The sequence below is a fragment of the Micromonospora parva genome (assembly GCF_040649675.1).
Lineage (GTDB): Bacteria > Actinomycetota > Actinomycetes > Mycobacteriales > Micromonosporaceae > Micromonospora > Micromonospora parva.
On sequence record NZ_JBEZFX010000009.1, the window covers coordinates 86,690 to 111,021 of the forward strand.

Genomic DNA, 24,332 nt, shown 5'->3' on the forward strand with positions numbered 1-24,332 from the left:
CGTGACGATGCACTCCGATGCGTCCCCGTTCTTCATCGGTCCCCACCGGTTCGACGCCCCGGACGACGACGTGGGCCCGACCCTGGACCGCCGCTACCACCTGCGACCGAGGCCCGGTGAACGATTGCTCGGGCGACATCGGCTGCTGGTCGCGGGCTACCTGCTCGGGCCGAGCGAGATACGACGCCGCTGGGAGCTTCCCGAGCCGGTCGAGGTGACCGTCACCGACCAGCGGATCTGCTGGGTGGGCAGCGGCTCGCAGCTGTCGCTCGTCGCCGACGGCACGCACCGCGCCCGGCCGCCCGCTCGGCTCAACGGCCTGATGAGCGGGCAGATCCGTTGGCAGTGGCCGTCCCGGTTGGAGTTGTCGGCGACCACCCCTGACGCACCGCTGCAACTGCTGATCGTCTGCGACGCGCTGCGCACCATCCAGCAACCGGCGTTGGCGCTCAGCGGAGCCGCCGCCGAGGTCGTGGCGCTGGCCCGGCAGGTCCGCCGGGCGGTGGCCCTGTTCCGGCTCAACCGTCCGCAGCTGGTCGACCTCTCGGCCCAGGAACGCGACGTGCTGCTCCTGCGGGCCGGCCCCGGTCTGCTCGCCGGCGACACCCGGATCACGCTGCCCGGCTCGTTGCCGGTGGAGTTCCACTCCCGGGACGACTACTACCGGTCAAGACCGGAGCCGACCTCGTGGGGCGGGCTCGCAGGCGGCGCAGCATCCGGGCATCGGTGAAGCCGACGGCCCGCGCGGCGGCTTCCACGGTGCTGCCGTGCCCGATCAGGTGCTCGGCCCGTTCCACCCGGAGCAGCTGCTGATAGCCCAGCGGGGTGAGGCCGGTGCTCGCCCGGAACAGCCGGGTCAGTGTTCGTTCGGCAACGCCGCCGGCGGCGGCAAGCTCGGCCAGCGGCAGGGGCTCGGCGTACCGACTGTCGATCAGATCCTGCACCCGGTGCACCGAGTCGGACAGGTGGGAACGGTGCCGCATCAGGGCGCTGGCCTGTGGCTCGTGCCCGTTGCGGCGGGCGTAGACGACCAGCGTACGGGCGATCTTCGCGGCGGTCGCCGGGCCGTGCCGGGTCGCCACCAGGTGCAGCGCCACGTCGATGCCACTGGCGATGCCCGCCGAGGTGACCACCCGGTCGTCCACCACGTACAGCACGTCGCGGACGACCTGGGCCGCCGGGTGCCGGCGCGCCAGGTCGTCCTGCACCTCGTGGTGGGTGGTGCAGCGGCGGCCGTCGAGCAGCCCGGCCCGGCCGAGCGCGTACGCCCCGGCGCAGACGCTGGCCACCGTGCCGCCGGCCGCGTGGTGCGCGGCGAGCCGCCGCAGGTCGCCGGGAGACACCGGCCCCTGCGGCCCGTGCGCCGCCGGCCGCCAGCCCGGCACTATCACCAGGTCGTCCGGGGCCAGTTCGGGCCACCGGGTGTCGGCGACCAGCGGTACGCCCTGCACAGTCGGCACCTGTTCGCGTTCGGCGACGTAGTGCAGCTGGTAGTCGTACCCCAGGTCGGCGGCGCTGGAGAAGACCTGGGCCGGCCCGGCGAGGTCCAGCAGGTGCAGCTGTGGGACCAGCAGGAAGACGACCCGGGTCACCAGGTCAGCCCCCGCTGCCGACGACTGTCGCGCCGACCAGTTCGTCAACGGTTCGGATGGTCGCGAAGCGGCCGGCGAGCGCGTACTCGGTGCGGGTCACGATCTCCTCGTTGGTCAGGGTGCGCGGGTCGGCGAGGATCTCCGCGACGGTGGCGGTGTCCGGCAGGGCCCGGTGCGGGATGGGGAAGGTCAGCGTGGCGTCGGTGACGAAGGTCATCCGGTAGCCGAGGTCGGCGCCGACCCGGGTGGTGGTCTCCACGCACTGCTCGGTGCGGATGCCGCAGACGGTGATGTCGGTGATGCCCGCCTGGGTGAGCAGCTGCTGGAGGTTCGTGGTGGTGAACGCGTTGTGCGCCGTCTTGACCAGTGTCTGCTCACCCTCGGCGGGGACCAGCCCGTCGATCAGCCGCACGTACCCGAGGGCGGGGTCGAACAACCCGCCCGTGCCGGGTTCCGAGTGCAGGACCCAGACCACCAGGTCGCCGCGCTGCCGGGCGGCAGCCACCAGCCGGTCGACCTGGCGGATCATGTCGGGGTTGGAGCCGTACGCCCAGATCGGGCGCTGACGGAAGGACTCCTGTACGTCGATCACGACGAGTGCTGCTCTGTTCATGACCTCGATACTGGTCCGACGGCGTTCACACCGGCAGACACCATCCTGCCCGGGTGCGGAACGATCCGGCCAACCTGGCGTCAGACGCTGGGGGTGCGCTCTTCGGCGGCGGCGTCCAGCGCGGCGGCCGCCTCCGGCGTGGGCGCGCTGCCGCCCAGGTGCGCGGGCTGCCACCAGGTGTCATCCGGGCCGGCCGGAGTGTCCGGGTAGTCCCGCTGCGCCCGGTCGACGAGGGCGCTGAGCCGGGTGGTCAGCTCGGCGGCCAGCACGTTCGGGTCGGGGAAGTCCGCCGGGTTGATGGGCTCGCCGATCAGGATGGTGATCGGCGTGTGCCGGCGGGTCAGGGTGCGCGGGCGGCCCTTGGTCCAGAGGCGCTGGGTGCCCCACAACGCGACGGGCAGCACCGGCACCTTCGCCGAGCGGGCCATCCGGACCGTGCCGCTCTTGAGTTCCTTGACGGTGAACGACCGGCTGATCGTCGCCTCGGGGAAGACACCGACGACCTCGCCCTGCTTGAGCGCGCTCACGGCGGCGCGGAACGAGGCCGCGCCGGCCTGCCGGTCCACCGGGATGTGCCGCATGCCGCGCATGAGCGGGCCGGAGATCCGGTGGTTGAAGACCGACTCCTTGGCCATGAACCGAACCAGCCGACCCGACGCGTTAGCGCCCAGACCGGCGAAGATGAAGTCGAGGTAGCTCACGTGGTTGCTGGCCAGCACCGCCCCACCAGTGCGGGGTACGTGGTGGGCGCCCTCGATGGTGATCTTCAGGTCGAGGACCCGGAACAGCGTCTTGGCGGCGGCGATAACGGGCGGGTACACGAGCTCCGGCATTCGCAGAATCTACCCTGACCGGCTGGAGATCGGCTGGGTGGCGAACCGGCGGCGGCACGGGTGGTGCGCGCCACCGCCGGTTCGGCTGTCGAGCCGGTCAGTCGGTGAGGGCGTTCAGGTCCAGTCGACCCCGGGCGAACGCGTCCACCCGACCCCACCGACCCGGGATGTCCAACACCTCGATGCGGCCCATTCCGACCGGCAGCCGGGGCGCGACCGCCAGGTGACCCTCGTGCGGCTCCAGACCGAGCATGGTGCGCAGCAACAACAGCGGTGCGCCCGTCGACCACGCCTGCGGGCTGCACGCCGTCGGGTACTCCACCGGGAACTTGGTCAGCTCCCGCGGGTAGCCGCCGAATGCCTCCGGCAACCGGCCGTCGAAGTACGTTGCCGCGTCCAGGATGCCGTTGGCGATGGTCGCGGCCTCCTCGGCGAAGCCGTAGCGGCGCAGACCCCAGGCGATGAACGAGTTGTCGAACGGCCAGATCGTGCCGTTGTGGTAGCCGATGGGGTTGTACCGCGCCTCCCCCTCGGCGAGCGTCCGCACCCCCCAGCCGGAGAACAGCCGCGGCCCGACCAGGTGTGCGGCGAGCTTCTCCGCCCGCTCGGGCTCGACGATCCCACTCCACAGCAGGTGGCCGATGTTGGAGCTGAGGATGTCGCACTGGCGGCCGTCCGGGTCCAGGGCCAGGGCGAAGTACTCGCCGTCGTCGACCCACCAGTCCCGGTTGAACCGCTCCTTGAGCTGCGCCGCCTCCCGCTCCAGCTGGTCGGCGAACTCCGGGTCACCCCAGAATTCGCGAGCCAACCGGGCCGCCCGGACCTTCGCGTCGTACGCGTACCCCTGCACCTCGCAGGTTGCCCGTGGGAACGGCGGCAGCGTGCCGTCGGAGTAGGAGATCGAGTCCCAGGAGTCCTTCCAGCACTGGTTCTCCAGGCCGGTGTCGGTGTTGCGGCGCTCGTACCAGATGTAGCCGTTGCCGACGAGGTCGGCGTAGTTGTCGATCCACCTCAGCGCCGCCCGGGACTCCTGCTCCAGCTCCTTGACCAGCTCGACGTCCCCGCTCCACCGCTCGTACTCGTCGAGCAGCACGATGAACAGCGGCGTCGCGTCCACCGAGCCGTAGTACGGAGAGTGGGGCTGCTCCTCGAAGGCGGCGGTTTCGCCGTAGCGCATCTCGTGCAGGATGCGCCCCGGGTCCTCGTCCCGGAAGTCGTCGAACCGGCTGCCCTGCAGGGACGCCAGGATGCGTAGCGTCGTCTTCGACAGCTGCGGGGTGAACGGCAGCGTCTGCAGGCAGGTGAGGATGCTGTCCCGGCCGAACATGGTCATGAACCAGGGCAGACCGGCGGCCGGCAGGGTGGCGCCGCCCAGTGACAACGGCGGGAAACGCAGCGCGGCCAGGTCGATCAGGCTGCGCCGGTACGTGCTGGCCACCCGGCCGTGCTCACTGTTGACCTTGGGCGCGTCGGCGATCCACTGCTCCAGGTCGTGCTGGAGGGCGAGCCGCTCGGTGCCATGCTTGCGCAGCCCCAGACGAAGGTCCCGGCCGGTGGGCCCGACCGCGTTGGTCTCGACGTCGATCGAGGCTTCCCACTGCTCGTTCGGCTCCAGGTGCACGGTGTACGCGAAACCCTTGCTGTCGTACCGGGCCGACATCGACGACGAGATCACCGTCTCCCGCCGGAAGTTCCCCCGCCGGTAGCCCAGCCGCAGCCGATCCGGCTCCACCTCGGTGTAGATCTCGCCCTTCTTGTTCAGGATCTCGTCCTTGACCTGGAACAGGTCGGCGAAGTCCGACGCCGCGTCCATCCGGACTTCCAGGTCGACCGGCTTCTCGTCGTGGTTGAGAATGGTCAGTTGCTCCCGGAAGCTGCCGCCCACCGCCCGCTCCCGGATGATCGACAACTTCGCGTCCACGTAGTGCGTGGCCATCCCGGGGACCAGGAAGAAGCGCGACTCGAAATACTGCAGGTCGTCGAAGGAGAGCGAGTTGAGTCGCTCACCGTTGACGGTCAGCACCCAGGTCGACAGGAACCGGGTGTCGATGGAGAAGAGCCCGGTGGGCTCGCTCGGCGTCGCCTCGATGTCACCGGTGTCCTCGCAGACGACGAACGTGTTGCCGTCCAGGATCCGGATCGTGTTGCTCTGCCCCATCAGTGCACCTCCCCGGCGAAACGTCGACGTGGCCCACGGGCGTCCGGTGACCCCGGGAAGATCCGCTCCACCTGTACGACCAGCCGAAGGTCGCCCGACGCCGTCATGTCGCCGCGCAGCAGCGCGGCCAGGCCGTGCTCGCGCCCCGAGGCGATGTCGTCGAAGAGGATCGGGCTAGCGCCGATCACCGTGTCGGCCTCCTGGTCCTCCTGGCTGACGTTCAGCCGGCCGTGATCGATCCGCAGCAGCCAGTGCCGGGTCTGCGCCCCCTCGTGCAGGTCGATCCGCAGCGTCCCGGAGGTCTTGGCCAGCAGGGGTTCGTACCCCCGCCGGTCCAGGTCCTCGAAGAACCTCGTGGTCGCGTCCACCATCGGGTCCACTCCTCCCAGTTGCCGGGCCGGGGATCCCACCCACCGCGCTCGCGTCGCGCGGACGGCCGGCGTTGCACGTCCCCGCACGGGTCCCCGCCCTCCCCCACGCCCAACCTCACCCAATTCAGGTGACCCCCACCCCCTTGCTTCGGTGATCAAGAAGTTTGCGTCACCACCGTGGGCGTGTCGTGACGCAAACTTCTTGATCACGCGGGGAGGGGTGGGGGTGGGGGTGGGGACAGGACGCGCGCCGGCTCTCCCCTTGGGGAGGGCCGGCGCGCGTCTGGCGCGGCGGACGGTCAGTTGTTCGGGTCGTCGGCGCTGATGTCGGCCAGGACCGACTGCGGTTCACGCTCGACCGCGAGGTCACCCATCGAGACCAGGCCAACCAGGCGTCCGTCGTCAATCACCGGCAACCGGCGTACGGCGTACGTCCGCATCAGGTCAGCGGCGGCCACGGCATCGTCGTACTGACTCACCGTGATCACGTCGCGAGTGGTGATCTGATTCAACCGGGTCGAGCCCGGATCCATGTTCTCCGCGACACCTCGGACCGTGATGTCCCGGTCCGTGACGATGCCGACCACACTGTCGCCGTCGGTCACCACCACGTCTCCGATCGCGCTGTCACGCATCTCCTGCGCGGCCGCGATGAGCGTGTCGTTGCCGTCCATCGTCACCAACCGGGTCGTCATGAACTCTCCGACCGTTGTCATGGTGCTCCCCTCTCGGTGTCGGCACGGCCCGTCTACCCGCCGTCCGGCACCGGGTAACGCCCGGCCGCCGGTGGCTACCGGCGCTGCCGCACACGCCGCACCTCGGACCCGCCACCCGCCGACCCGCCCGGGGGGGCAGCGCACCCCGGGGTGGCCGCCTACGGTGGGCTGATGGCGGCGGACGAGTCGGAGCTGCGGGAGCTGGTAGCCGGCAACCGGTGGTTGACCCGGGCGCTGACAGTGGTGCGCGACTCGGGGCTGCCGGACGCCTGGATCGGCGCGGGCGTCCTGCGCGACCTGGTCTGGGGCGAGCGGTACGGACACGGGTTCGACCCGGCGACGGTCCGGGACGTGGACGTGGTCTTCTTCGACCCGACCCGGCTGACCCGCGAGGACGACGACCGGGCCACCGCCCGGCTGACGGCGGCGTGGCCGCAACCGCCGTGGGAGGCGCGCAACCAGGCGGCGGTGCACACCTGGTACGCGGCGAAGTTCGGCGGCGAACCGATCACCCCGTACCGCGATGTGACCGAGGCGGTCGCCACCTGGCCGGAGTACGCGACAGCGGTGGCCGTCCGCCTGGACTCGGCCGACCGGCTGGAGGTCTGTGCGCCGTACGGCCTCGCGGACCTCTTGCGTGGGGTGTGGCGACGCAACCCGGCCCGGGTGGGTGTGGCATTGTCCCGGCGACGGCTGGCCCGGCACCGACCGGCGCAGCGTTGGCCCGGCGTGACCGTGATCGAACCGGGCTGACCGGTCGGGGTCAGCCCCTCGGCGGCATCCCGTAGAGCCGCTCCACGTGCAGCCGCAGCACGATCCGCCCCTCGTCGACCATGGCCTGGCGGTATTCGTCCCAATCGGGGTGTTCGCCGCTCAGCGCCCGGTAGAGCACCACCAACTCCTCGACCGTGTCGTCGCCAAGCTCGGCGGACGGCGGGGTCAGCTCGGCGCGACCCTCGACCACCGCGTACGCCCAGCCGTCCTGACTGCTGACGTGGAGGCTGGCCCGGGGGTCGCGGCGCAGGTTGGCGGTCTTCGCCCGAGAGTCGGTGACCGAGACCCGGATCAGGCCGGCGTCCCGGTCGAAGGAGTAGAGCACCGTGGACAGCTGCGGGCGACCGTCCCGCTTGATGGTGGCGAGCACGCCCATCGAGTGGCCGGCCACCAGGTCGGTCAACGCCTGCTGGGTGCGGTCGTCGGGCATGGTGTCCTCCAGGTTGGACGATCGTCTCCGACCCATCCAAGCACGACCCGCCGGCCCTCGCGGGCGACCACCCGGTGCTGGCCCTCGTCCAGAGCGACCGAGGTCGAGCGCACGCACCGACAGTGCGACCACCCGGAACGGCAGCGAGCCCTCGCCGACGGGCGGCGAGGGCTCGGTGCTTGTTGGATGTCGAGGGCCTGTGGTGTGGCGACCGGTGCCGGTCAGCGGCGCTCGGCGGCGACCAGCTCGGCGAGCTGCACCGCGTTGAGCGCGGCGCCCTTGCGCAGGTTGTCGTTGGAGCAGAACAGGGCCAGCCCGTGCTCCACCGTCTCGTCGGCGCGGATCCGGCCCACGTAGGTCGGGTCCTGGCCGGCGGCCTGCAACGGCGTCGGGACGTCGGTCAACGCCACCCCCGGCGCGTCGGCCAGCAGCTCGTGGGCGCGCTGCGGGGTGAGCGGCCGGGCGAACCGGGCGTTGATCTGGAGCGAGTGCCCGGTGAAGACGGGGACCCGGACGCAGGTGCCGGAGACCCTCAGGTCGGGGATCTCCAGGATCTTGCGGCTCTCGTTGCGGAGCTTCTGCTCCTCGTCGGTCTCGAACGAGCCGTCGTCGACGATCGAGCCGGCGAGCGGGAGCACGTTGAAGGCGATCGGCTGGGCGAACGAACGCGGCGCGGGGAACTCCACGGCCGACCCGTCGAAGGCCAGCCCGGTGGCGTGCTCGGCCACCTTGCGGACCTGCTCGTCCAGCTCGGCGACGCCGGCCAGCCCGGCACCGGAGACCGCCTGGTACGTCGACACGACCAGGCCGACCAGGCCGGCTTCGGCGTGCAGCGGGCGCAGCACCGGCATCGCGGCCATCGTGGTGCAGTTGGGGTTGGCGATGATGCCCTTCGGCCGGTCCAGGGCGGCGTGCGGGTTGACCTCGGCGACCACCAGCGGCACCTGCGGGTCCATCCGGAACGCCGAGGAGTTGTCGATCACGACGGCGCCGGCCTCGGCGACCCGGGGGGCCAACTCCCGGGCGGTGCCCTTACCGGCCGAGAAGAGCACGATGTCCAGCCCGGAGTAGTCGGCGCTGGCCGCGTCCTCGACGATCACCTCGCCGTCGCGCCACGGCAGCGTACGCCCGGCTGACCGCGCCGAGGCGAACAACCGCACCTGCTCCGCCGGGAACTCCCGCTCCGCCAGCACCTGCCGCATCACGCCACCGACCTGGCCGGTGGCTCCCACAATGCCGATCCTCATGCCCGCGAGGCTACCGACCCGACCCCCGGAACCGGGACCCCTTTCCCACCCCCCGGGTCCCGCATCACACCCACCCACCCACTCCCCCAACCCGCACCCTCACCCCCGTCGACCATGAAGTTGTTGCCGCGACACGCCGTCGGAGGTGGCAACAACTTCATGATCAACAGGAGCGGAGGGGCCGGAGGCCGGGAGCAGGGGTGGGTGGGGTTAGGGGAGGAGGTCGCCCAGGGCGGTGGCCTGGAGGTCGTCGCGGATGGCTGCGGCGTCGCCCTCGATGACCAGGGTCAGGGCCTCCGGGTGCAGGTGGGTGGCCGCCGCCGCGGAGACCTGCTCCACGTCGGCGGAGAGCAGCGCCTCCCGCAATCGCGCGTGGTAGTCGTCCGGCAGGTCGTGCACCACCAGGGTGGTCAGCGCGGAGGCGATCGCCCGAGGGCTCTGCAACTCGACCGAGAGCTGCCCGGCCCGCCACGAGCGGGCCACCTCCAGCTCGTCCTCCGTCACCCCGCTGGCCTGGGTACGGGTGATCTCGCCCACCGCCTCGACCACTGCCGGCGCGGTGACCGCCGTCTGCACCCCGGAGCTGACCGCGAACCGACCGAACCGGCGCGACGCGGCGAAGTCAGCCCGGATGCCGTAGGTGTAGCCGCGGACCTCACGCAGCAGGTGGTTGAGCCGGGACGTGAACGCACCGCCGAGCACCGTGCCGGCGAGCGTCATCGGCACGTGGTCGGGGTGCGCCCGGTGTGGTGCCGGGTGGCCCAGCCGCAGCGTCGACTGCACCGACCCGGGTCGGTCCACCAGGATGATCCGCCGACCGTTGTGCGTCGGCACCTCAAGGGGGCCGCCGCGCTCGGCGGGGCCACCACCGGTGCCGGCGAACGCCGCGGCGGCCAGCGCGTCCAGGTCGATCCGGTCCAGGTCACCGGCGACGATCAGGGTGCCGGGGCGCAGGAACCACTCGGAGTGGAAGACAGTGACGTCCTCCACGTCCAACCCGGCGACCGACTCCGGGTCGCCGTGCATCGGCCGCCCCCAGCGGTTCTGCGCGCCGAACAGGTCGGCCCGCAGCGCGGCGTCGGCGCGCGGGCCGGGGTTGGCCCAGTCCATGCGGAGTGCTGTCGCCTCGTCGTCGCGGACCCGGCGTACGTCGGCGGGGTCCAGCCTGGGCGTGCGGACCGCCTCGGCCAGCAACTCCACTGCCGCGTTCAGCCGGTCCACCGGGATCACCACGCTGGCCTGGAACGAGTCCCAGTCCAGGCCGGTCGACAAGGCGGTGCCGAGCCCTTCGACGGCGAGGGCGTACGCGGCGGCGTCCCGCTGCGCGGTCCCCTCCTCCAACGCCTTGGCCAGCACACCGGACAGGCCCTCCTTGCCGACCGGCTCCTGGCCCGCGCCCACGTCGAGCAGCAGCAGGGCCACGGCGAGGTTCTGCCCCGGCAGGTGCGCGGCGACGACCTGACCACCGGCCACGGCGCGGCGGACCACCGGCGGGAACCGGTACGGGCGGGCGGCACCCGGGCCGGGACGGTCGGCGATCAGCGTCATGAGGTCTCCTCGGGCAGGTAGGTCAAGGTCACCCGGTCGGTGGCGAGCACGTCGGCGGCGGCCTCGGCGATCTGCTCGGCGGTGACCGCGAGCAGCGCCGGCAGGTGGTCGGCGACGCGGGCCGGGTCACCGAACTGCGTGGCGTACCGGCCGAGCAGGTCGGCGCGGCCGTCGACGGTGGACAGCTGACGCCACCAGCCGGTGCTGAGCAACGCCTTGGCCCGGTCCAGTTCGGCGGCCGTGACCGGCACGGTGGCCAGCTCGTCGACGACCTCGGCCAGCCCTTCGGCCAGCCGCTCGGCGCTCACTCCGGGGCGGGCGGTGGCGGTGGCGATCAGTGGTGCCGGGCCGTGCGCGAGGTCCACCCCGTACGCCCCGACCAGGTCCGGCTGCGCGATCCGCTCGCCGTCGGCGAGGCGCTGGTAGAGCCGGCTGCCCCGGCCGCTGCCGAGGACCGTGGCGAGCACGGTGATCACGTCGTACCCCGGGCTGCCGAACGGGTAGCTGCGGTGGGCGATGTACACCCGCGGCGCCGGCACGTCGGCGCTGACCGACTCGACGGCCGTCTGCCCGGTGGCGGGGACGCTGCGGCCGTCCGGTGCGGGCGGGATGTCGTCGCGGGCGGGCAGCGCGCCGAAGTACTTGTCGGCGAGCGCGAACACGTCGGTGGCGGTGGCGTCGCCGACCACGGTGAGCACCGCGTTGTTCGGCGCGTAGTAAGTCTGATGGAACGCCTGGAAGGTGGCGAGGTCGGCGGCGTTCAGGTCGGCCATCGAGCCGATCGTGGCGTGGTGGTAGGGGTGCCCCGGCGGGTAGAGCATCGGCAGCAGTCGCAACCAGGCGTCCCCGTACGGCACGTTCTCGTAGCGCTGCCGGCGCTCGTTCTTCACCACGTCCCGCTGGTTGTCCAGCGTCTCCTGGGTGAGGGCGGGGACCAGCCCGCCCATCCGGTCGGCTTCCAACCAGAGCGCCAGCTCCAGGTGCTCGGCCGGGACCGTCTCGAAGTAGTTGGTCCGGTCCGGGTTGGTGGTGGCGTTGAGTGAGCCGCCGGAGCCCTGGATCAGCTTCATGTGCTCGGTCTTCGCCACGTTCACCGAGCCTTCGAACATCAGGTGCTCGAAGAGGTGGGCGAAACCGGTCTGCCCGGCCGGCTCGTGCCGGGAGCCGACGTCGTACCAGAGGTTGACGGCCACGGCGGGCGCGGTGCGATCCTCACTCACCACCACGCGCAGGCCGTTGTCCAGTCGGGACGTCTGAATGGGCCAGGGGTAACCGCTGTCGGGCATGCCCCGACGCTATCCGATCTCGGGGGCGGAAAGGTGACGCGCTGTCGGTCGGCGAGCCGACCGGGGCGGCATCGGTGCGGCCGCGCGGGGTACCGGAGGGGAATGACCGTCACCCCGCCCCCGTCCCGGGCCGCCACCGCCGTCGAACGCGCCAGCACCGCACTCGGCCGGCTGCGCCGCGGCCGGCTGCTGCATCCGGCCGGTCGCTCGTTCGTCGGCGAGACGGTGATCTGGGGTACGCCGGGACCCCCCACCGGGGTCGCTCTGCTCGACGACCCCGGCCGGTACCGGACCACCGTCCGGCTCTCCAAGGGCACGCCCACGCCGGGCAGTTGGCCCGACGTGCTGGGCCTCGCGGTGCGCCTGCACCGCGACGACGGCCCGCCGTTCGACCTGTTGGTCAGCTCCAGCGGCGCGGCCCCGGTGCTGCGGAACCTGCCGCTGCCCCGCCGCCGCTTCACCGGCACGTACAGCACGATCACGTGGTTCCGCGCGGGTCGACGCCGCCTCTGGCTGGCCGCGTTGGCCGACCCGGACGCGGCCGACCTGGGCCGCAGCCTGGCCACGGTGGCCGCCGCGACGCGGACGGACACCCCGCGCCTGGTGCTCGCGGTCGCGTCGGCGGTGGGGCCGTGGCGGCTGGTCGGGCAGGTCAGCCTCGGTGCCCAGCTCAGCGCCGAGCAGGACGCGGCGCTCGCGTTCGACCCGACGCGCAACCTGCCAGCCGAACTGCGGCTGGCAGGTCCGCTGGCCTGGCTGCGCGACCAGACCTACCGGGGGTCGCGCCGGGCGCGCGGGGCTACCGCTCAGTCCGGCGGTTCGACAGCGACAACGGTCTGATCCGAGGTACGACGTTCCAGCACCGTGTCCGGGGCGGCGTTCTGGTCCGCCGTGCGGATGTCCGACTCGGTGAGGATGGCTTCCGCCTGCGCCTCCGGGTCGTCGCTGCCCACCGCCGTCTCCTCGGGCAGGAGGTGGTGTGCCCGGGACTCCACCCGGTCCTGATCGCTCTGTTCGTGTGTCATGGGACCCCTGTTACCCCGACCGCATCCCTGGCACGCGATGTTCGCTCCGCATCTTGGGACGACGGGCCGGGTGACCGCGTCCGGTCGGGTACGCTGGCCCGGTGACGCGTTCCTATCGATGGTTTAGGCAGCCGGCTCGCACGCCGGTGACTTCACCATGAACTGACGTCACCACGGACCGAGCCGGCTGGGCAGGAGCTGTCGTTCCTGCCCTTTTGCGTACGAGCAGCCGGCTCGTCCCGGGCACCGGCCCCGGGCACGGTCGGCGGAAGGATGCCCACCGTGACGACCCCGGAGACCGATCGGGTCAGCGATCAGCGGATCGACCGTGTCGTGCCGCTGACCACGCCCGCCCTGCTGCACCACGAGTTACCCCTTGATCCCCCGCTCGCGTCGGCCGTACTGAACGGCCGCCGTGCGGTGGGGCGCGTGCTGGACCGCGAGGACGACCGCCTGCTGGTGGTGGTCGGTCCCTGCTCGGTGCATGACCCGGCCGCCGCCCTCGACTACGCGCAGCGGCTGCGGACGGCGGCCGACCGGCTGGCCGACGACCTGCTGATCGTCATGCGGGTCTACTTCGAGAAGCCACGCTCCACGGTCGGCTGGAAGGGCCTGATCAACGACCCGGGGCTGGACGGCAGCGGGGACGTCAACACCGGGCTGCGGTTGGCGCGGGCGCTCCTGCTCGACGTGCTGCGTCTCGGCCTGCCGGTGGGTTGCGAGTTCCTCGACCCGATCACCCCGCAGTACATCGCGGACACGGTGGCCTGGGGCGCGATCGGCGCCCGTACCGTGGAGAGCCAGGTGCACCGGCAGCTGGCTTCCGGTCTGTCCATGCCGATCGGCATGAAGAACCGCCCGGACGGCAGCATCGGCACGGCGGTGGACGCGATCCGCGCCGCCGGGGTTCCGCACGTCTTCCCCGGCATCGACTTCTCCGGCACCCCGGCGATCATGCACACCCGGGGCAACACCGACGGGCACCTGGTGCTGCGCGGCGGGGGCGGCCGGCCGAACTACGACGCCGCGTCGGTCGCCGGGGCGCTCGATCTGCTCCGCGCCGCCGACCTGCCGGAGCGGCTGGTGATCGACGCCAGTCACGCCAACAGCGGCAAGGATCACCGCAACCAGCCGCTGGTGGCCGCGGACGTGGCAGCGCAACTCGCCGCCGGCCAGCGTGGGATCACCGGCGTGATGCTGGAGTCGTTCCTGCTGCCCGGCCGACAGGAGCTCGACCCGACCCGGCAGCTGGAGTACGGCCGGTCGGTCACCGACGCCTGCCTCGGCTGGGACGACACCGCCGAGGTGCTCGACCACCTCGCCTCGGCCGTGCGGGCCCGGCGGGCCACAGTGCCGACGACGGTGTGACCGCCGACACCGGGCCGCACGGAACACGAGCGGGGGTCGGCTCGTTGACTGGGGTGTCGGTGTGCCCAGTGTCCCCGGGCCTCACCTAAATAGCCTTCGCGGAATACCGTCCGGCTGGAGCCGCGTAGCGCCACTCGCCGAGAGGCGACCTGCACACCGACACCAGCGCCGCCCCCGGCCCACAAGGCCGGGGGCGGCGCTGTCGGTTGCCCCTCGAACCCGTCCGGGGGCGACGGCCGGCCCGGTGGCGTGACGTTTGACCGATTCCGCCCGGGGTAGCTGATCGACGTGACCGACGACGCATCAGTGGCCGGCGAGCCGGACACCCGGGCCCTCGACGACCTGCTCGACGACCTCTACCGGGGGCAGGAACGGGTCACCCAGGCGGACATCTACCGCAAGGCGGTGGCCGCCGAACTCCCGCCGGACCTGCTCGCCCGGATCGACGCGCTGCCCGAGGGCGAGTACGCGGTGGACGAGGCCAGCGACCTGCTGGGTGGTTCCATCGGCTGAGCGCCTGTGCCAGCTCCGCCGCGTGAGCGACAGCAGAAGGGACACCACATGACGCACCACGACGAGGACCACGACGAGAAGGTGCCGGCGCTGGGTCAGCCGCCGAAGGGCACTGACACCACGCCCGAGCCGGACTTCGCCAACGAGCACGACCGCACGGCGGTGGACCGGGACATCATCACCGGGGCGGACGAGCACGAACGGGAGCCGGAGTCGCCGCACGGTTGGTCCGGCATGCAGCGCTGAGGGGTACGAGAAAGGGGGCCGGTTTCCGCCGGCCCCCTTTCTCGTGCGTGCTGATCAGTCGTCGTCGTGCCCGCCCTCGGCGGCCTGCTGGGCCGTCGCGTACGCCATCTGGAGGAAGTCGGACGCGGCGACCGCGGTCAGCGCGGTGGCCACCAGGCGGGTGAGCCGGGGCGCGAGGACCAGGCCACCGGTCAGCCCGGTGGCCACCCAGACGGCCAGGCAGAACGGGCAGCTCAGCAACTCGCCGATGGCGTGCCGGGTCGGGCTGCCCGAGTCGCGGACCTGTTCCATCACCTCGCCGCTGCCGATCGGGCGGTCATAGCGGGTGAACGGCGCCCGCAGCGGGCTCGTCACCGCGTCCTTGGACAGCAGCCGGCTCAGCTTGTGCGTGGCGATGGAGAGCAGCACCACGTCGGACGGCGCGGGGCGCTCCGGCACCGGCCGACCGGTCGCCTTGACCAGGCCGGCGAGCGCACCGGTCACCCCGGCGTAGGCGCCCATCGCCACCAGGTAGCCGCCGAGCGGCCGGTGTTCGTGCGGCGCGTACGCCCGGCGCAGCCGGGCCGCCTTCTGTCGCAGGCCAGTGTCGCTCACCCGATCTCCTCACGTGTCGTGGTGGTGGCGGGAGCGGCGTCCCGCTGTGGCCGGCTCAGCCGGCCTGGAGGTTGTCGGCGACCTCGCGTGCCAGGTTGGTGAGCGCCTGGTCGGCCAGTTGGTCCGGCCCGGGCCCGCCCGACCCGTCGGCCAGGTCCAGCTCGATCCGGGCGCCACCGGAATCCGCCGGCTCGACCCGGATCTCGGCGGACCAGTCGTCGGTGTCGCCCCACCGGGCACGCAGCTCGTCGCCGTTGATTTCCGCGGCAGGGCTGCCGTCGCCGCGCAGTGGCTCCGGCAGCCAGGCCGAGGCACGGTCGGGGTCGGTGGCCGTGCTGAAGACCACCTCGGGTGGCGCGGACATGCCGCGTACGGCGCGCGCCGGCATCAGGCGTCCCGCAGGCGGCTGGGATCGACCTCGCGACCCGGGTGGCGGGCCAGGTACTCGGTCTCCAGCTCCGCCGTGCGTCGCAGGTGGTTGGCGAGTGCGGAGTCGGCAGCGTGCCGCAGGGTGTCCAGGCGGGTGCGGTGCAGACTGTGCATCTCGCGGATCAGGTCCTCGTCGGTCAGCTCCGTCGGGTCGATGCCGAGCAGCTCGCCGTCGAGACCGGGAGCGCCGGCCGGGTCGGCCAGCTCATCGCCGCCCCACTCGGGCACCCGCTGCTCCGGGCTCACATCCGCGCCATCACTGGACGCGAAGCCGTCCTCACGTACCGATCCGGTCATGATCGCCCCCCTTGATCTCGTTTGGGCTGGCGTCTAGACGATTGCCCAGGCGTGGTGATGCCAAACCACGCCGACGAGGCGACAACTACGACACGGTGTCGGAGACCGGCGGCGTCCCCGGTACCCTCGATGCCATGAGGCGGCTCTGGACTCCGGCGTGGATCGCGCGCCACGTGGCCATGGTCGTGCTGGTCGTGGGCTTCCTCGGGCTGGGTTGGTGGCAGATCAGCCGGGCCGCCGCCGGCAACAGCCTGAGCTGGGGGTACGCGGTCGAGTGGCCGATCTTCGCCGGTTTCGTGGTCTACGTCTGGTGGCGTGAGGTGAAGTTGGCCCGCCGCAGGATGGCGGAGGCCGACGCACCGCCCGCGGACCCGGCCGTCGAGCCGGCGCCGGCGGTCACCACCGGGTCCCGACCGGCGGTACGCCGACCGGTGCGGGTGTCCCGGGTGCCGGCCACCGGTGACGTCGGCGAGGACACCGACCTGGCCGCCTACAACCACTACCTGTCATGGTTGAACGCCAATCCGGGCGCCCGGCCCGGTGACTATCCCGGCTGAGCCGGGCTCGGAAGGACGGACAAAGGTGGGCGCTGCCCTTACCCGGTACCGCGTGATCGCCTGGATCGTGGGCGTGGTGCTGATCCTGCTGGTCGTGATCGGCATGCCGCTGAAGTACGCGTTCGACAACCCGGTCGTCGTGGAGACGGTGGGGCCGGCGCACGGCTTCCTCTACATGATCTACCTGGTGGCCGCGTTCGACCTGAGCCGGCGGGCCGACTGGCCGTTGAAGCGGATGCTCCTGGTGATGCTGGCCGGCACCGTGCCGTTCGTCTCGTTCTACGCCGAGCGCCGGGTCAGCGGGTGGCTGGCCCGACCGGTGCAGCGCACCCCGGAGACGGTCGCCAGCTGACGCAGACGGTCGGCGACTGACGCACCGTCGGTCAGCGGGCGCGCCGGGCGATCAGCCACCCCGCCACCGCCAGGGCAGCGCCGATGACGGCCAGGGCGATCGCGTCGGTCAGCAGACCCACCAGGATCAGCACCGCCCCGCCGACAGACACGGCGAACGCCGCGGGGTTGCGGGCGGCTGGCGGTCGCCAGCCGCCCTGCCTGGTCTTTCGCGCCATTGGTGTGTCCTCTCTCGGCGATCCCCGAACCTGGCTCAGGCCCAGCTGTCCTTGTCCTTCACCACCACGAACAGCAGACCGGCGCCGATGATGGTCAGCACCGCGCCGATCGGGATCAGCGTCCACGACATCAGGAACGACAGCGAACCGTTCGTGTGGCCGTTCTCGGCCACGAACAGTTCCGGATCGGCGGGGTCGACCCGGATCGTCACCTGCGGCCCCGGCGTGCTGTGACAACCCGTCAGACCGGCGCACGGGATCCACTTCTCGTACTGCACCCCGTCGAACAGATAGTTGATCTCGATGCGGTCGATGCCGCTGCCTCGGCCGCCGCCACCGGAGCGGTCAGAGATGGTGGCAGTGATCGGCACGCCATCGCTCTGCAACCGGTCAGCCTCGGCCGAGACGTGCCACCGATAACCGAGCGAACCGCCGAGCAGGGCGACGCCTGCCAGCAAGAAGGCGGCGGCCATCAGGCCGACCTTGAATCGGACGCGCCCGGCGCCGCTGCCGCGCGCGCCAACGCCGACCCGCTGCTTTCCCATCCACGCCTCCCCATCGAGGGACTCACGATAGCCCGGTCGGGGCCGCCACGACCCCGACCGGTTGCCAGCTACTGACCGCGGTTCACCATTTCAGCGGATCGGTGAACGGAATGTCCTGTTGCCAGGGTGCGATGCCGCCGGGTGCCGACACCCCCCACCAACCGAGTTGTCCGGCAGTGCGGCCTCCGCCCGCCAGCATCGCTCCGCCGTCCCAGGTGCCGCCCGGTTTGAACTGCTGCCGCCAGGTCAGGCTGTAGTCCTGGGTCGGGTTGCGGGCGCTGCGTGGAGCATGGACTGTCGCCCCGGAACGGGTTGTCTTGAACAGCCGCACGCCTGGGATCTTGGACGAGGCATAGTCGATCGCCATACCGGTGAACATCCGTTCGACGTTGTCCTGGGTCCAACCGCTCTTCGAGGACTGGACGTCGAGCATCCGGCCGCCGAGGGCGACCCCGAGGCCGACGGCACCGGCGACCGCGCAGACCCCGGCGGTGGCGACGATGCAGACACCCACGCCGAGCGTTCCGACGGTGCCGGTGACCCAGTCGCGGTTACCGCGCCACCACTTCTTGGCGCCCTCACCGCCGCTGAACAGGCACTTGAAGTCGCGGAACTTGCACGTCGGGCCGTCCAGCTCACCCTCGGGCTTCGCCGGCACCGGCACTGTCGGGCAGGCCGGCGTCGTCGGGATCTGCACCCGGGGTTTCGGGCTGCTGGCCGGGCCAGCCACCGGTCCGGAGAAGTTGAGCGCCACCCGCCAGACGTGCACCACCACGCGGGCCACCAGCCATACGCCGGGCAGGCCGGCGTACTGCATCGGGATCCAGTACGCCGTGCCGCCGACCCCGCCCAGGCACTGCGACCCGCCATATCGGCAGAACAGGTAGTAGTCGGCCCGGAAGTGGTAGCGGTAACCACCCTTGGTGCTGGTCCACCGGTCACTGCCGACGTACATCCAACTGCCGCCGGGCTCCCGTCCGCTCGGGTCGGAGTGGGTGATGGGGCTGTTGCCCGAATAGGCGTAGCCGTTCATCTGCTCCGGAGCGTCCTCGTTGAACACCGGGTCGATGCTGACGAAGCGGCCGATCACCGGGTCGTACTCGCGCGCGCCCAGGTGGACGAGGCCGGTGTTGTCGACCGTCCCACCCACGAAACCCTTGCTGTTCGGCCAGGCCGGTTGGCCGCCGCGCGGAGTGCCGTAGGGGGTCTGCCGGCGTACGGTGACCTGCTGGTCGCTCTCTCGCACCGAGACCTGGGCGGTGCCCTGGTGGTCGCTCGCCAGCCACACCAGGCCGGCAGTGGTACGTGAGGCGACCGCCTGGCCGGCGAAGGTGTAGTAGCGGGTGCAGGTCTTGCTCTGGTCGGAGTTCCGGTACCGCAACTCCTGGCCGGCGAGGTACAACGTCTTGCCGGTCGGGTCCTTGCGGATCAGTCTGTTGCCGTCCGCGTCGTAGATGTAGCTGGTGGTTCCGGTGCTGTCGGTGCTGGTGGCGAGCATCCCCTCCGGGTCCCAGGTCAGGGTCTGTTTTCCCGCGGTCGGCGTCGGCCGCGTCAGGGTGTTGCCCGCCTCGTCGTACGTGTACGCGGCCGTCTCGGTGACGACACCGTTGACAGTGGTGCTGGTGCCGTTCAGCGCGTGCGGCAGCGACGATCCGCCCGCCGGATACCCGTACGTGTAGCTGGTCGTCCGCTCACCGGAGGGCGCGGCACGGTCGATCTCCGTCATGCGACGCCCCGCCGGGTCGATGTCCCACTTCAGCCAGTACTTCGCGGGGCCACCCAGCGTGGCCACTGTCGGTGCCGCGTCGCAGTCGCCGTTCGACGGGGTCCACGCCTCAGTCAACTGCCCCCGGAAGTCGTGGCTGAAGCACTGGTTGTCCGCCCCGCCGACCGCGGCGAGGTCGGACATCTTCTTGATGTTGCCGACCTCGTCGTAGCTGTAACGGACGTCGGTGATGGTGTGCGGCGCGACCGAGTCCCGGTCAGTGCGACTACCGGTCAGCCGGCCGGTCTCGAGTTCGTAGGAGAAGGAACGGAAGAACCGCGACCCGGTCTCCGAGTAGAGGCCGGTGTACATCTCGTACTGGTCGACCTTGCCGAGAGCGTTGTAGTCCGTGTCCGCCACGTAGCTGGACTGCGGTTGCGCGCCGTAGAGCGTGGTCATCTGCTTCGGCAGACCGTTGACCGGGTCGTAGTGGTTGAACACCGTCTCGATTGGAAGGTCGCCGGTCTGCGGGTAGGCCGAGGACGCGACGCTGCCGTCCACGTTGTAGGTGTAGGCGAAGTTGTAGGTGCCGTCGAGCCCCGTCTCCGAACTGGGGATGATCACTTGCGTTCCGGTGGGTTGGTACGCGTCCGTGTAACCGGTGATCTTCACCTGGTACGGCGCGGAACCGACCATCCGCGTGCTCTGGGAGAGCTGCCCCTTGGCGAGGGTGTCGTAGACCCACGCCGCCCGCTGCGGCCCACCGACCTGGTCCTCGTAGGTGGCCCGCTTACGACCCAGCGGGTCGTAGACGTGCACGAGCTTCTTGCTGCGGGCGTCGGTGCTGGAGGTGACCCGGTCGGCGTTGTCGTAGGTCATGGTCGTCGAGCCCTTGTCCGGGTCGTTCCGACTCACCTGGCGACCGCGTGCGTCGTACCCGAACGTCCAGTGGTTGCCGGCCGGGTCGGTCACCCGGTCCAACTGACCCTTGGCGTCGTACCGGTACCACGTCGACTCGTAACTGCCGGTGGGCGTGGCGCCGTGGAACTGCCGCAGCTCCACGGTGCGGCCCAACGCGTCGCCGACCTTGGAGGTGACCGTTCCGCCGGACGGCGGGGTGACGTCGACGCGGTCACCGGCGTAGTAGGTGCGGGTGCGGTAGCGCTCGACACCGTACGGCTGGAAGATCGATGCGGTAGGTCGGCCGGCGCCGTCGTACTCGGTGCGCATCTGACTCGGCACGAACGCCTTCTCGGTGGCGGTGACCAGGGTGGTGCCCGGTGTGCCCGACGCGTGGTAGGCGCTGTACGACGTCGCCTCCCTGCCGGCGGTGTCGTAGAACGTGTCGGTCAGCAGCCGCCCCCCTGACGGCGAGGCCGCCTGGGTCTGTCGTTTGCGCAACAGCCCGTCGTACAGCTCGTAGGCGGTGACCTGGTTACCGGCGGGGTTGAGCGCACGGGTCGTGATCACGGACGGGGCATCGGCCCGGATCAGGTACTCGTAGCTGGTGTTCGCCGACTGCGTCGCCTTGTCCCGGCCCGGCTTCCAGACGCCGGTGAGACGACCGAGTCCGTCGTAACCGAGTTGGGTCACCTTGCCGTTCGCGTCGGTGATTCTGGTGGCCAGCCCCCACCCCGGCTCCTGTTCGCTGGTCGTGGTGTGACTGAGCGGGTTGGTCACCACCGTCTTGGTCAGCGGACCACCGCTCGCCGGGGTGTAGGTGGTGGTGGAGCGGAAGTCCATCGCGTCCCAGGTCTCGGTGACCCGGCCGTACGCGTCGAACGCCGCCCGGGACACCGTCACGAATGACGGGACGCCAGCGGTCCAGGCCGACATCTCCTCGTTCCGGCTGACCTCACCCCGCGTCGGCGCGACTCCGTGGGCGTTGCCGTCGTACGAGATCCGATCAACCGAGATGACCTTGTCCGCGGTGAGGGTGGTCGGGTTGGTGGCGTCGGCGCAGCTGACCGCGTAGGTGGACCGGGTGTGCGGCTGACCGATCAGCCAGTTCGTGGTGTTGTTCGCGTACTCGGTCTTCACACACTGCTCGTCGCCGGTCTTGGCGGTGTCACCCCGGTCGTCCACCCGGGTGGGCAGGCCGTCGCCGTCGAAGGTGGTGTACTGCGAGGTGACCCGCTCGCCGCGTCCGGCGTCCAGGGTCACCCGGTTGTGCTTCCCGGAGACGTCGACGAATCGCGCCTCGACAAGGTCGCCGTTGATGGTTCGGGAGGCGGTGGCGGCGGACTGCCACGGCTCGCTGACCTCCCGGGAGATCACCGGGCCGCCGGGACCGTTGTGCGTAATCTTCTCCCGCTCCATGCCGGCGTAGGCGTCCTCGTCGTTCACCGTCGGCACGCCTGTTCCGGTCACCGGCACGTTGCGGGTCCCGGACGGCTGCTTGTCGCCGTGCATGCCGCGGAAGTACTTCGTCTCGACGTAGGTCTGCTCGCCCGGGTCACCGACGGTGACACCGACCTTCTCGTAGCCCCGCCACACCGACCAGGTCTTGTCCTTCTTCCCGATCAGTCCGTCGTCATCGGCGTAGTGCCACGCCGGATCGCCGAGGTAGCTGTACTTGTAGGCGGTTCGCGGGCTGCCGTTCGGTGGTACGCCACCGGTGTGGTCGATCTCGTAGATGGTGGTCACCACGTACTTGTGGAACCAGTCGGTGACCGGGTTGGGGTACCCCTCCGGTGTCCAGCGGACCGGGTAGCAGCGCAACGTGTTGTTGTGCGCGGCACTGGGCATCCGGGATCCGATGACGCAGTCCGGATCGGAGTACGTGACGTTCACAGTGCCACCGCTCTCACTGCGGATCGCCGCGAGACGCATCCAGTTCATCGCGGCCGAGTGGTCGATGGTGTCCACCCGGTTGCTGAGCTGCGTCTCGGTGAATTCGATGTCCGGTATTGAGGTGGTGGTGCCGACCAGTCCCTGATGGGAGATCTTCTTCAGGAACAGGCCCGCCCTGGTGCCGTCACCGGGGTCCGGGAAGGTGTGGGTGAGCGTCCATCGCTCCACGTTGCGGTAGGCGCTGCCATCGCGGACCTGGGTGGTCACCGCCGACAGTCGCTTCTTCGACCAGAAGGTGGGCGCGCCGATCAGGCAGGAGTCGCCGGTGCACTCCTGGTCCCAGGGAGTGTCGGGCCAGTGGGCGGCGTCGTGCTGGGAACAGTCGTTCAGGCAGCGGTCCGCCGTGGTGAGCTCCACCCGCATCGGCGCGGCCACGCCACGGTAGAGCGAATCGGTGCGGACACCGCCGACCTCGGTGCGGTTGTCGGTGCCGTACTCGATCCGGGTCAGGTAGCCGCCCCGGGTGTAGGAGGCGACGTCGTCAGCGCTGTTGTTGCGGGCGTAGCCGTTGGACTCCTTCGCGTACCAGAGCGACATGGTGTTGCCGTGCGGATCGACGACGTAGTCGAGGTTCCACCGCCACGCCTGCATGCAGTCCGAGGCGGCGAAGCTGGAGCCCCGGCAGGGCTCGTTGGGGTCGTTACCGAAGACCGGGACCGTCCAGGTGGAGTTGGTCACCGCCTTGTCGCTGGTCCAGCCGGCCAGCTTGTGCCGACCGAACCAGTACTGGGTGCCGTTGGTGGTGGTGACCTTCCAGTACTCACCGTCGTTGTCACCGTTGCCGTACGACGTTCCACCGACGATGCGCTCGGCCCGGGTGCCGTCGTCGCGGCGCGGGTGCCAGTACCCGTCGGTGGCGTTGTAGATCAGCTCACCGCCGGAGCCGCCCAACGACAGCGTCGCGTTGTTGGTCTCCCAGCACAGGTCACCGGTCTTGGTGGCGTTGTTGTTGCTGTCGCCGTCCATGTCCTGACCGCAGGAACGGTAGCGCCGTTCGATGAAGTCACCGGGGACGAACTCGAACCCCTCGCCCACCCAGGACGGCTGGTTGTTGGAGGCGGCGTGCCGGCCGTCGACGCTCTGCGCGGAGTAGGACAGCTTCATCTCCGGCGTCGGGCCGTTCAGGCCCGGGGGGTTGCGCATCGGGTACGACCAGGTGAAGTCACCGGAACTGCTACCTGCCGACCAGGTCGCCGACGGGGACAGACTCGTGGCACCGTAGTCGCCGGCCGCACCGGAGGGACCGGCGGTCAGGGCGAACAGACTTCCCTGCGCGGCCAGGTCGAGGCCGCCCTTCTCGGTCAGCCGAGGCTCGACCGGCACGGCGGCCGTCGCTGTCCGCGCGGCGAGGTCGTTGCGAGTCGGCAGAACTGTGCCGGCGCACTCCGGGCGCTCCGGGCTGCCGAGCGCACAGGCGGGCAGGGAGACCAGGCGAAGTCTGCTCGCCCAGTCGGCACCGTACGCGGTGGCGAATGCCCGGTAGTCGACGCCGAGTTCGACGGTGCCCCGACCGGTGGCGCCGTCGGCCCGGGCGACCCGGATCAGGACGCCGCGGATCCGGGCCTGCTCGGCGGCCCGCTGGTCGAGCACGCTGACCCGGACCCGGCTCGGCACCGAGCTGGCACCGCGCGCGGTGGCCTCGGGACGGTTCACCCGCACCGGCAGCGTGCCGGCTCGGGCTGGCGAGGCCATCCGGCCCTGCGCCGGTGCCGCGGGCAGGTCGACCTCGGCGGTGCCCGCCGACGGCCACCGGGGGGCCGGTTGCGCGGACGCCTCAGGCACCGCCGCCGTGGCCGGCGCCTTGCCGGCGGGTGCGCTACGCACCGGTACCGCCTTGACCTTCGCCGCCTTCGGTGCGGTGAAGGGTTCCGGTGCCGCTGCCCGGGCCGGTGGGACGAACAACGTCGTGGCAGTTAGCGCCGCCACCAGAAGCATCACGAAGAATGCCCAGGTTCGGCTGGTTGTGGACGACGACACGGGCCCGTGTGTGGGCAGGCTCGACTGCACCGGGTTACCTCCGGAAGGGTCCGAGGAGCTACGGCAGTTGCGGGAACCGGCTGTGG

The 24,332-nt window shown here is 71.0% G+C and carries 25 protein-coding genes; 8 read left to right on the top strand and 17 right to left on the bottom strand.

Features of this window, described 5'->3' with window-relative positions; translation table 11 throughout:
• The first annotated feature begins 7 nt into the window (after nt 1-7).
• Entirely contained in the window at nt 8-730 is a 723-nt protein-coding gene (locus tag AB0C03_RS22815; RefSeq protein ID WP_357638749.1) for a hypothetical protein, read from the top strand.
• Here the strand turns inward: AB0C03_RS22815 and AB0C03_RS22820 are convergent.
• The 6 genes from AB0C03_RS22820 to AB0C03_RS22845 all read right to left on the bottom strand — a co-directional run bounded on the left by AB0C03_RS22820 (nt 612) and on the right by AB0C03_RS22845 (nt 6,283).
• Nucleotides 612-1,592 carry a GlxA family transcriptional regulator gene (locus tag AB0C03_RS22820; RefSeq protein ID WP_081883878.1) on the bottom strand — a complete coding sequence of 327 codons (981 nt, stop codon included), beginning with the start codon at nt 1,590-1,592 and terminating at the stop codon, nt 612-614. The genes AB0C03_RS22815 and AB0C03_RS22820 overlap by 119 nt on opposite strands.
• Nucleotides 1,593-1,596: 4 nt before the next feature.
• The gene (locus AB0C03_RS22825) at nt 1,597-2,205 is read right to left on the bottom strand and encodes an isochorismatase family protein (protein ID WP_357638751.1); all 609 of its coding nucleotides are present in this window, start codon (nt 2,203-2,205) and stop codon (nt 1,597-1,599) included.
• Nucleotides 2,206-2,285: 80 nt separating this feature from the next.
• Nucleotides 2,286-3,038, bottom strand: coding sequence for a lysophospholipid acyltransferase family protein (locus tag AB0C03_RS22830; RefSeq protein WP_357638753.1), 753 nt, complete (start codon nt 3,036-3,038; stop codon nt 2,286-2,288).
• Nucleotides 3,039-3,135: 97 nt separating this feature from the next.
• Nucleotides 3,136-5,196, bottom strand: coding sequence for an amylo-alpha-1,6-glucosidase (locus tag AB0C03_RS22835; protein ID WP_357638755.1), 2,061 nt, complete (start codon nt 5,194-5,196; stop codon nt 3,136-3,138).
• Nucleotides 5,196-5,567 (bottom strand): SCP2 sterol-binding domain-containing protein, encoded by a 372-nt coding sequence (locus AB0C03_RS22840; RefSeq protein ID WP_210858850.1) that lies wholly within the window; start codon nt 5,565-5,567, stop codon nt 5,196-5,198. Before AB0C03_RS22840 ends, AB0C03_RS22835 begins: the two co-directional genes overlap by 1 nt.
• A 299-nt stretch (nt 5,568-5,866) precedes the next feature.
• On the bottom strand, nt 5,867-6,283 hold the full coding sequence (locus AB0C03_RS22845) for a CBS domain-containing protein (protein ID WP_030333361.1): 417 nt from the start codon (nt 6,281-6,283) through the stop codon (nt 5,867-5,869).
• Between the two features lie 171 nt (nt 6,284-6,454).
• Here AB0C03_RS22845 and AB0C03_RS22850 point away from each other — a divergent pair, with 171 nt between their 5' ends.
• Nucleotides 6,455-7,036, top strand: a complete 582-nt coding sequence (locus AB0C03_RS22850) for a nucleotidyltransferase family protein (protein ID WP_357638757.1) — start codon at nt 6,455-6,457, stop codon at nt 7,034-7,036.
• 10 nt (nt 7,037-7,046) lie between these two features.
• On the opposite strand, the gene AB0C03_RS22855 is transcribed toward AB0C03_RS22850, so the two are convergent.
• The 4 genes from AB0C03_RS22855 to AB0C03_RS22870 form a co-directional block, all read right to left on the bottom strand.
• Nucleotides 7,047-7,487, bottom strand: a complete 441-nt coding sequence (locus AB0C03_RS22855; RefSeq protein ID WP_030333358.1) for a PPOX class F420-dependent oxidoreductase — start codon at nt 7,485-7,487, stop codon at nt 7,047-7,049.
• A gap of 221 nt (nt 7,488-7,708) precedes the next feature.
• On the bottom strand, nt 7,709-8,734 hold the full coding sequence (locus AB0C03_RS22860; protein ID WP_030333356.1) for an aspartate-semialdehyde dehydrogenase: 1,026 nt from the start codon (nt 8,732-8,734) through the stop codon (nt 7,709-7,711).
• Nucleotides 8,735-8,944: 210 nt separating this feature from the next.
• Nucleotides 8,945-10,282: a M16 family metallopeptidase gene (locus AB0C03_RS22865; RefSeq protein ID WP_210865995.1), complete on the bottom strand. Its 1,338-nt coding sequence runs from the start codon at nt 10,280-10,282 to the stop codon at nt 8,945-8,947.
• The gene (locus tag AB0C03_RS22870; RefSeq protein WP_030333351.1) at nt 10,279-11,568 is read right to left on the bottom strand and encodes a M16 family metallopeptidase; all 1,290 of its coding nucleotides are present in this window, start codon (nt 11,566-11,568) and stop codon (nt 10,279-10,281) included. The genes AB0C03_RS22865 and AB0C03_RS22870 overlap by 4 nt, the downstream gene beginning before the upstream one ends.
• Nucleotides 11,569-11,670: 102 nt before the next feature.
• Between AB0C03_RS22870 and AB0C03_RS22875 the strand changes: the two genes are divergently transcribed.
• A complete protein-coding gene (locus AB0C03_RS22875) occupies nt 11,671-12,408 on the top strand; it encodes a phosphodiesterase (protein ID WP_357638761.1) in 738 nt (245 codons plus the stop codon).
• Here the strand turns inward: AB0C03_RS22875 and AB0C03_RS22880 are convergent.
• Entirely contained in the window at nt 12,375-12,593 is a 219-nt protein-coding gene (locus AB0C03_RS22880; RefSeq protein WP_030333347.1) for a hypothetical protein, read from the bottom strand. The genes AB0C03_RS22875 and AB0C03_RS22880 overlap by 34 nt on opposite strands.
• A 273-nt stretch (nt 12,594-12,866) precedes the next feature.
• On the opposite strand from AB0C03_RS22880, the gene AB0C03_RS22885 reads away from it, so the two are divergent.
• From AB0C03_RS22885 to AB0C03_RS22895, 3 genes are all read left to right on the top strand, one after another.
• Entirely contained in the window at nt 12,867-13,961 is a 1,095-nt protein-coding gene (locus AB0C03_RS22885) for a 3-deoxy-7-phosphoheptulonate synthase (RefSeq protein WP_279519314.1), read from the top strand.
• A 279-nt stretch (nt 13,962-14,240) separates the two neighbouring features.
• Complete coding sequence (locus AB0C03_RS22890; protein WP_247680815.1) at nt 14,241-14,474, top strand: hypothetical protein; 234 nt, start codon at nt 14,241-14,243, stop codon at nt 14,472-14,474.
• 48 nt (nt 14,475-14,522) lie between these two features.
• Nucleotides 14,523-14,720, top strand: coding sequence for a hypothetical protein (locus tag AB0C03_RS22895; protein ID WP_030333341.1), 198 nt, complete (start codon nt 14,523-14,525; stop codon nt 14,718-14,720).
• Nucleotides 14,721-14,774: 54 nt separating this feature from the next.
• On the opposite strand, the gene AB0C03_RS22900 is transcribed toward AB0C03_RS22895, so the two are convergent.
• Genes AB0C03_RS22900 through AB0C03_RS22910 form a run of 3 tightly spaced genes read right to left on the bottom strand, consistent with a single transcriptional unit; the run spans nt 14,775 to nt 16,043 of the window.
• A complete protein-coding gene (locus tag AB0C03_RS22900) occupies nt 14,775-15,314 on the bottom strand; it encodes a DUF1360 domain-containing protein (protein WP_030333340.1) in 540 nt (179 codons plus the stop codon).
• A 55-nt stretch (nt 15,315-15,369) separates the two neighbouring features.
• On the bottom strand, nt 15,370-15,702 hold the full coding sequence (locus AB0C03_RS22905; RefSeq protein ID WP_030333338.1) for an SRPBCC family protein: 333 nt from the start codon (nt 15,700-15,702) through the stop codon (nt 15,370-15,372).
• Nucleotides 15,702-16,043 (bottom strand): DUF6158 family protein, encoded by a 342-nt coding sequence (locus tag AB0C03_RS22910; RefSeq protein ID WP_030333336.1) that lies wholly within the window; start codon nt 16,041-16,043, stop codon nt 15,702-15,704. Before AB0C03_RS22910 ends, AB0C03_RS22905 begins: the two co-directional genes overlap by 1 nt.
• A gap of 131 nt (nt 16,044-16,174) precedes the next feature.
• Here AB0C03_RS22910 and AB0C03_RS22915 point away from each other — a divergent pair, with 131 nt between their 5' ends.
• Both AB0C03_RS22915 and AB0C03_RS22920 read left to right on the top strand, forming a co-directional pair.
• Nucleotides 16,175-16,597, top strand: a complete 423-nt coding sequence (locus AB0C03_RS22915) for a hypothetical protein (protein WP_210865994.1) — start codon at nt 16,175-16,177, stop codon at nt 16,595-16,597.
• Between the two features lie 25 nt (nt 16,598-16,622).
• Nucleotides 16,623-16,949 carry a DUF3817 domain-containing protein gene (locus AB0C03_RS22920; protein ID WP_030333332.1) on the top strand — a complete coding sequence of 109 codons (327 nt, stop codon included), beginning with the start codon at nt 16,623-16,625 and terminating at the stop codon, nt 16,947-16,949.
• A 31-nt stretch (nt 16,950-16,980) separates the two neighbouring features.
• Here the strand turns inward: AB0C03_RS22920 and AB0C03_RS22925 are convergent, their stop codons facing one another.
• The 3 genes from AB0C03_RS22925 to AB0C03_RS22935 all read right to left on the bottom strand — a co-directional run bounded on the left by AB0C03_RS22925 (nt 16,981) and on the right by AB0C03_RS22935 (nt 24,093).
• A complete protein-coding gene (locus tag AB0C03_RS22925) occupies nt 16,981-17,166 on the bottom strand; it encodes a hypothetical protein (protein ID WP_030333329.1) in 186 nt (61 codons plus the stop codon).
• A 35-nt stretch (nt 17,167-17,201) separates the two neighbouring features.
• On the bottom strand, nt 17,202-17,711 hold the full coding sequence (locus tag AB0C03_RS22930) for a DUF3592 domain-containing protein (protein WP_030333328.1): 510 nt from the start codon (nt 17,709-17,711) through the stop codon (nt 17,202-17,204).
• 82 nt (nt 17,712-17,793) lie between these two features.
• Nucleotides 17,794-24,093, bottom strand: coding sequence for an RHS repeat-associated core domain-containing protein (locus tag AB0C03_RS22935; RefSeq protein WP_357638766.1), 6,300 nt, complete (start codon nt 24,091-24,093; stop codon nt 17,794-17,796).
• Between the last annotated feature and the right edge of the window lie 239 nt (nt 24,094-24,332).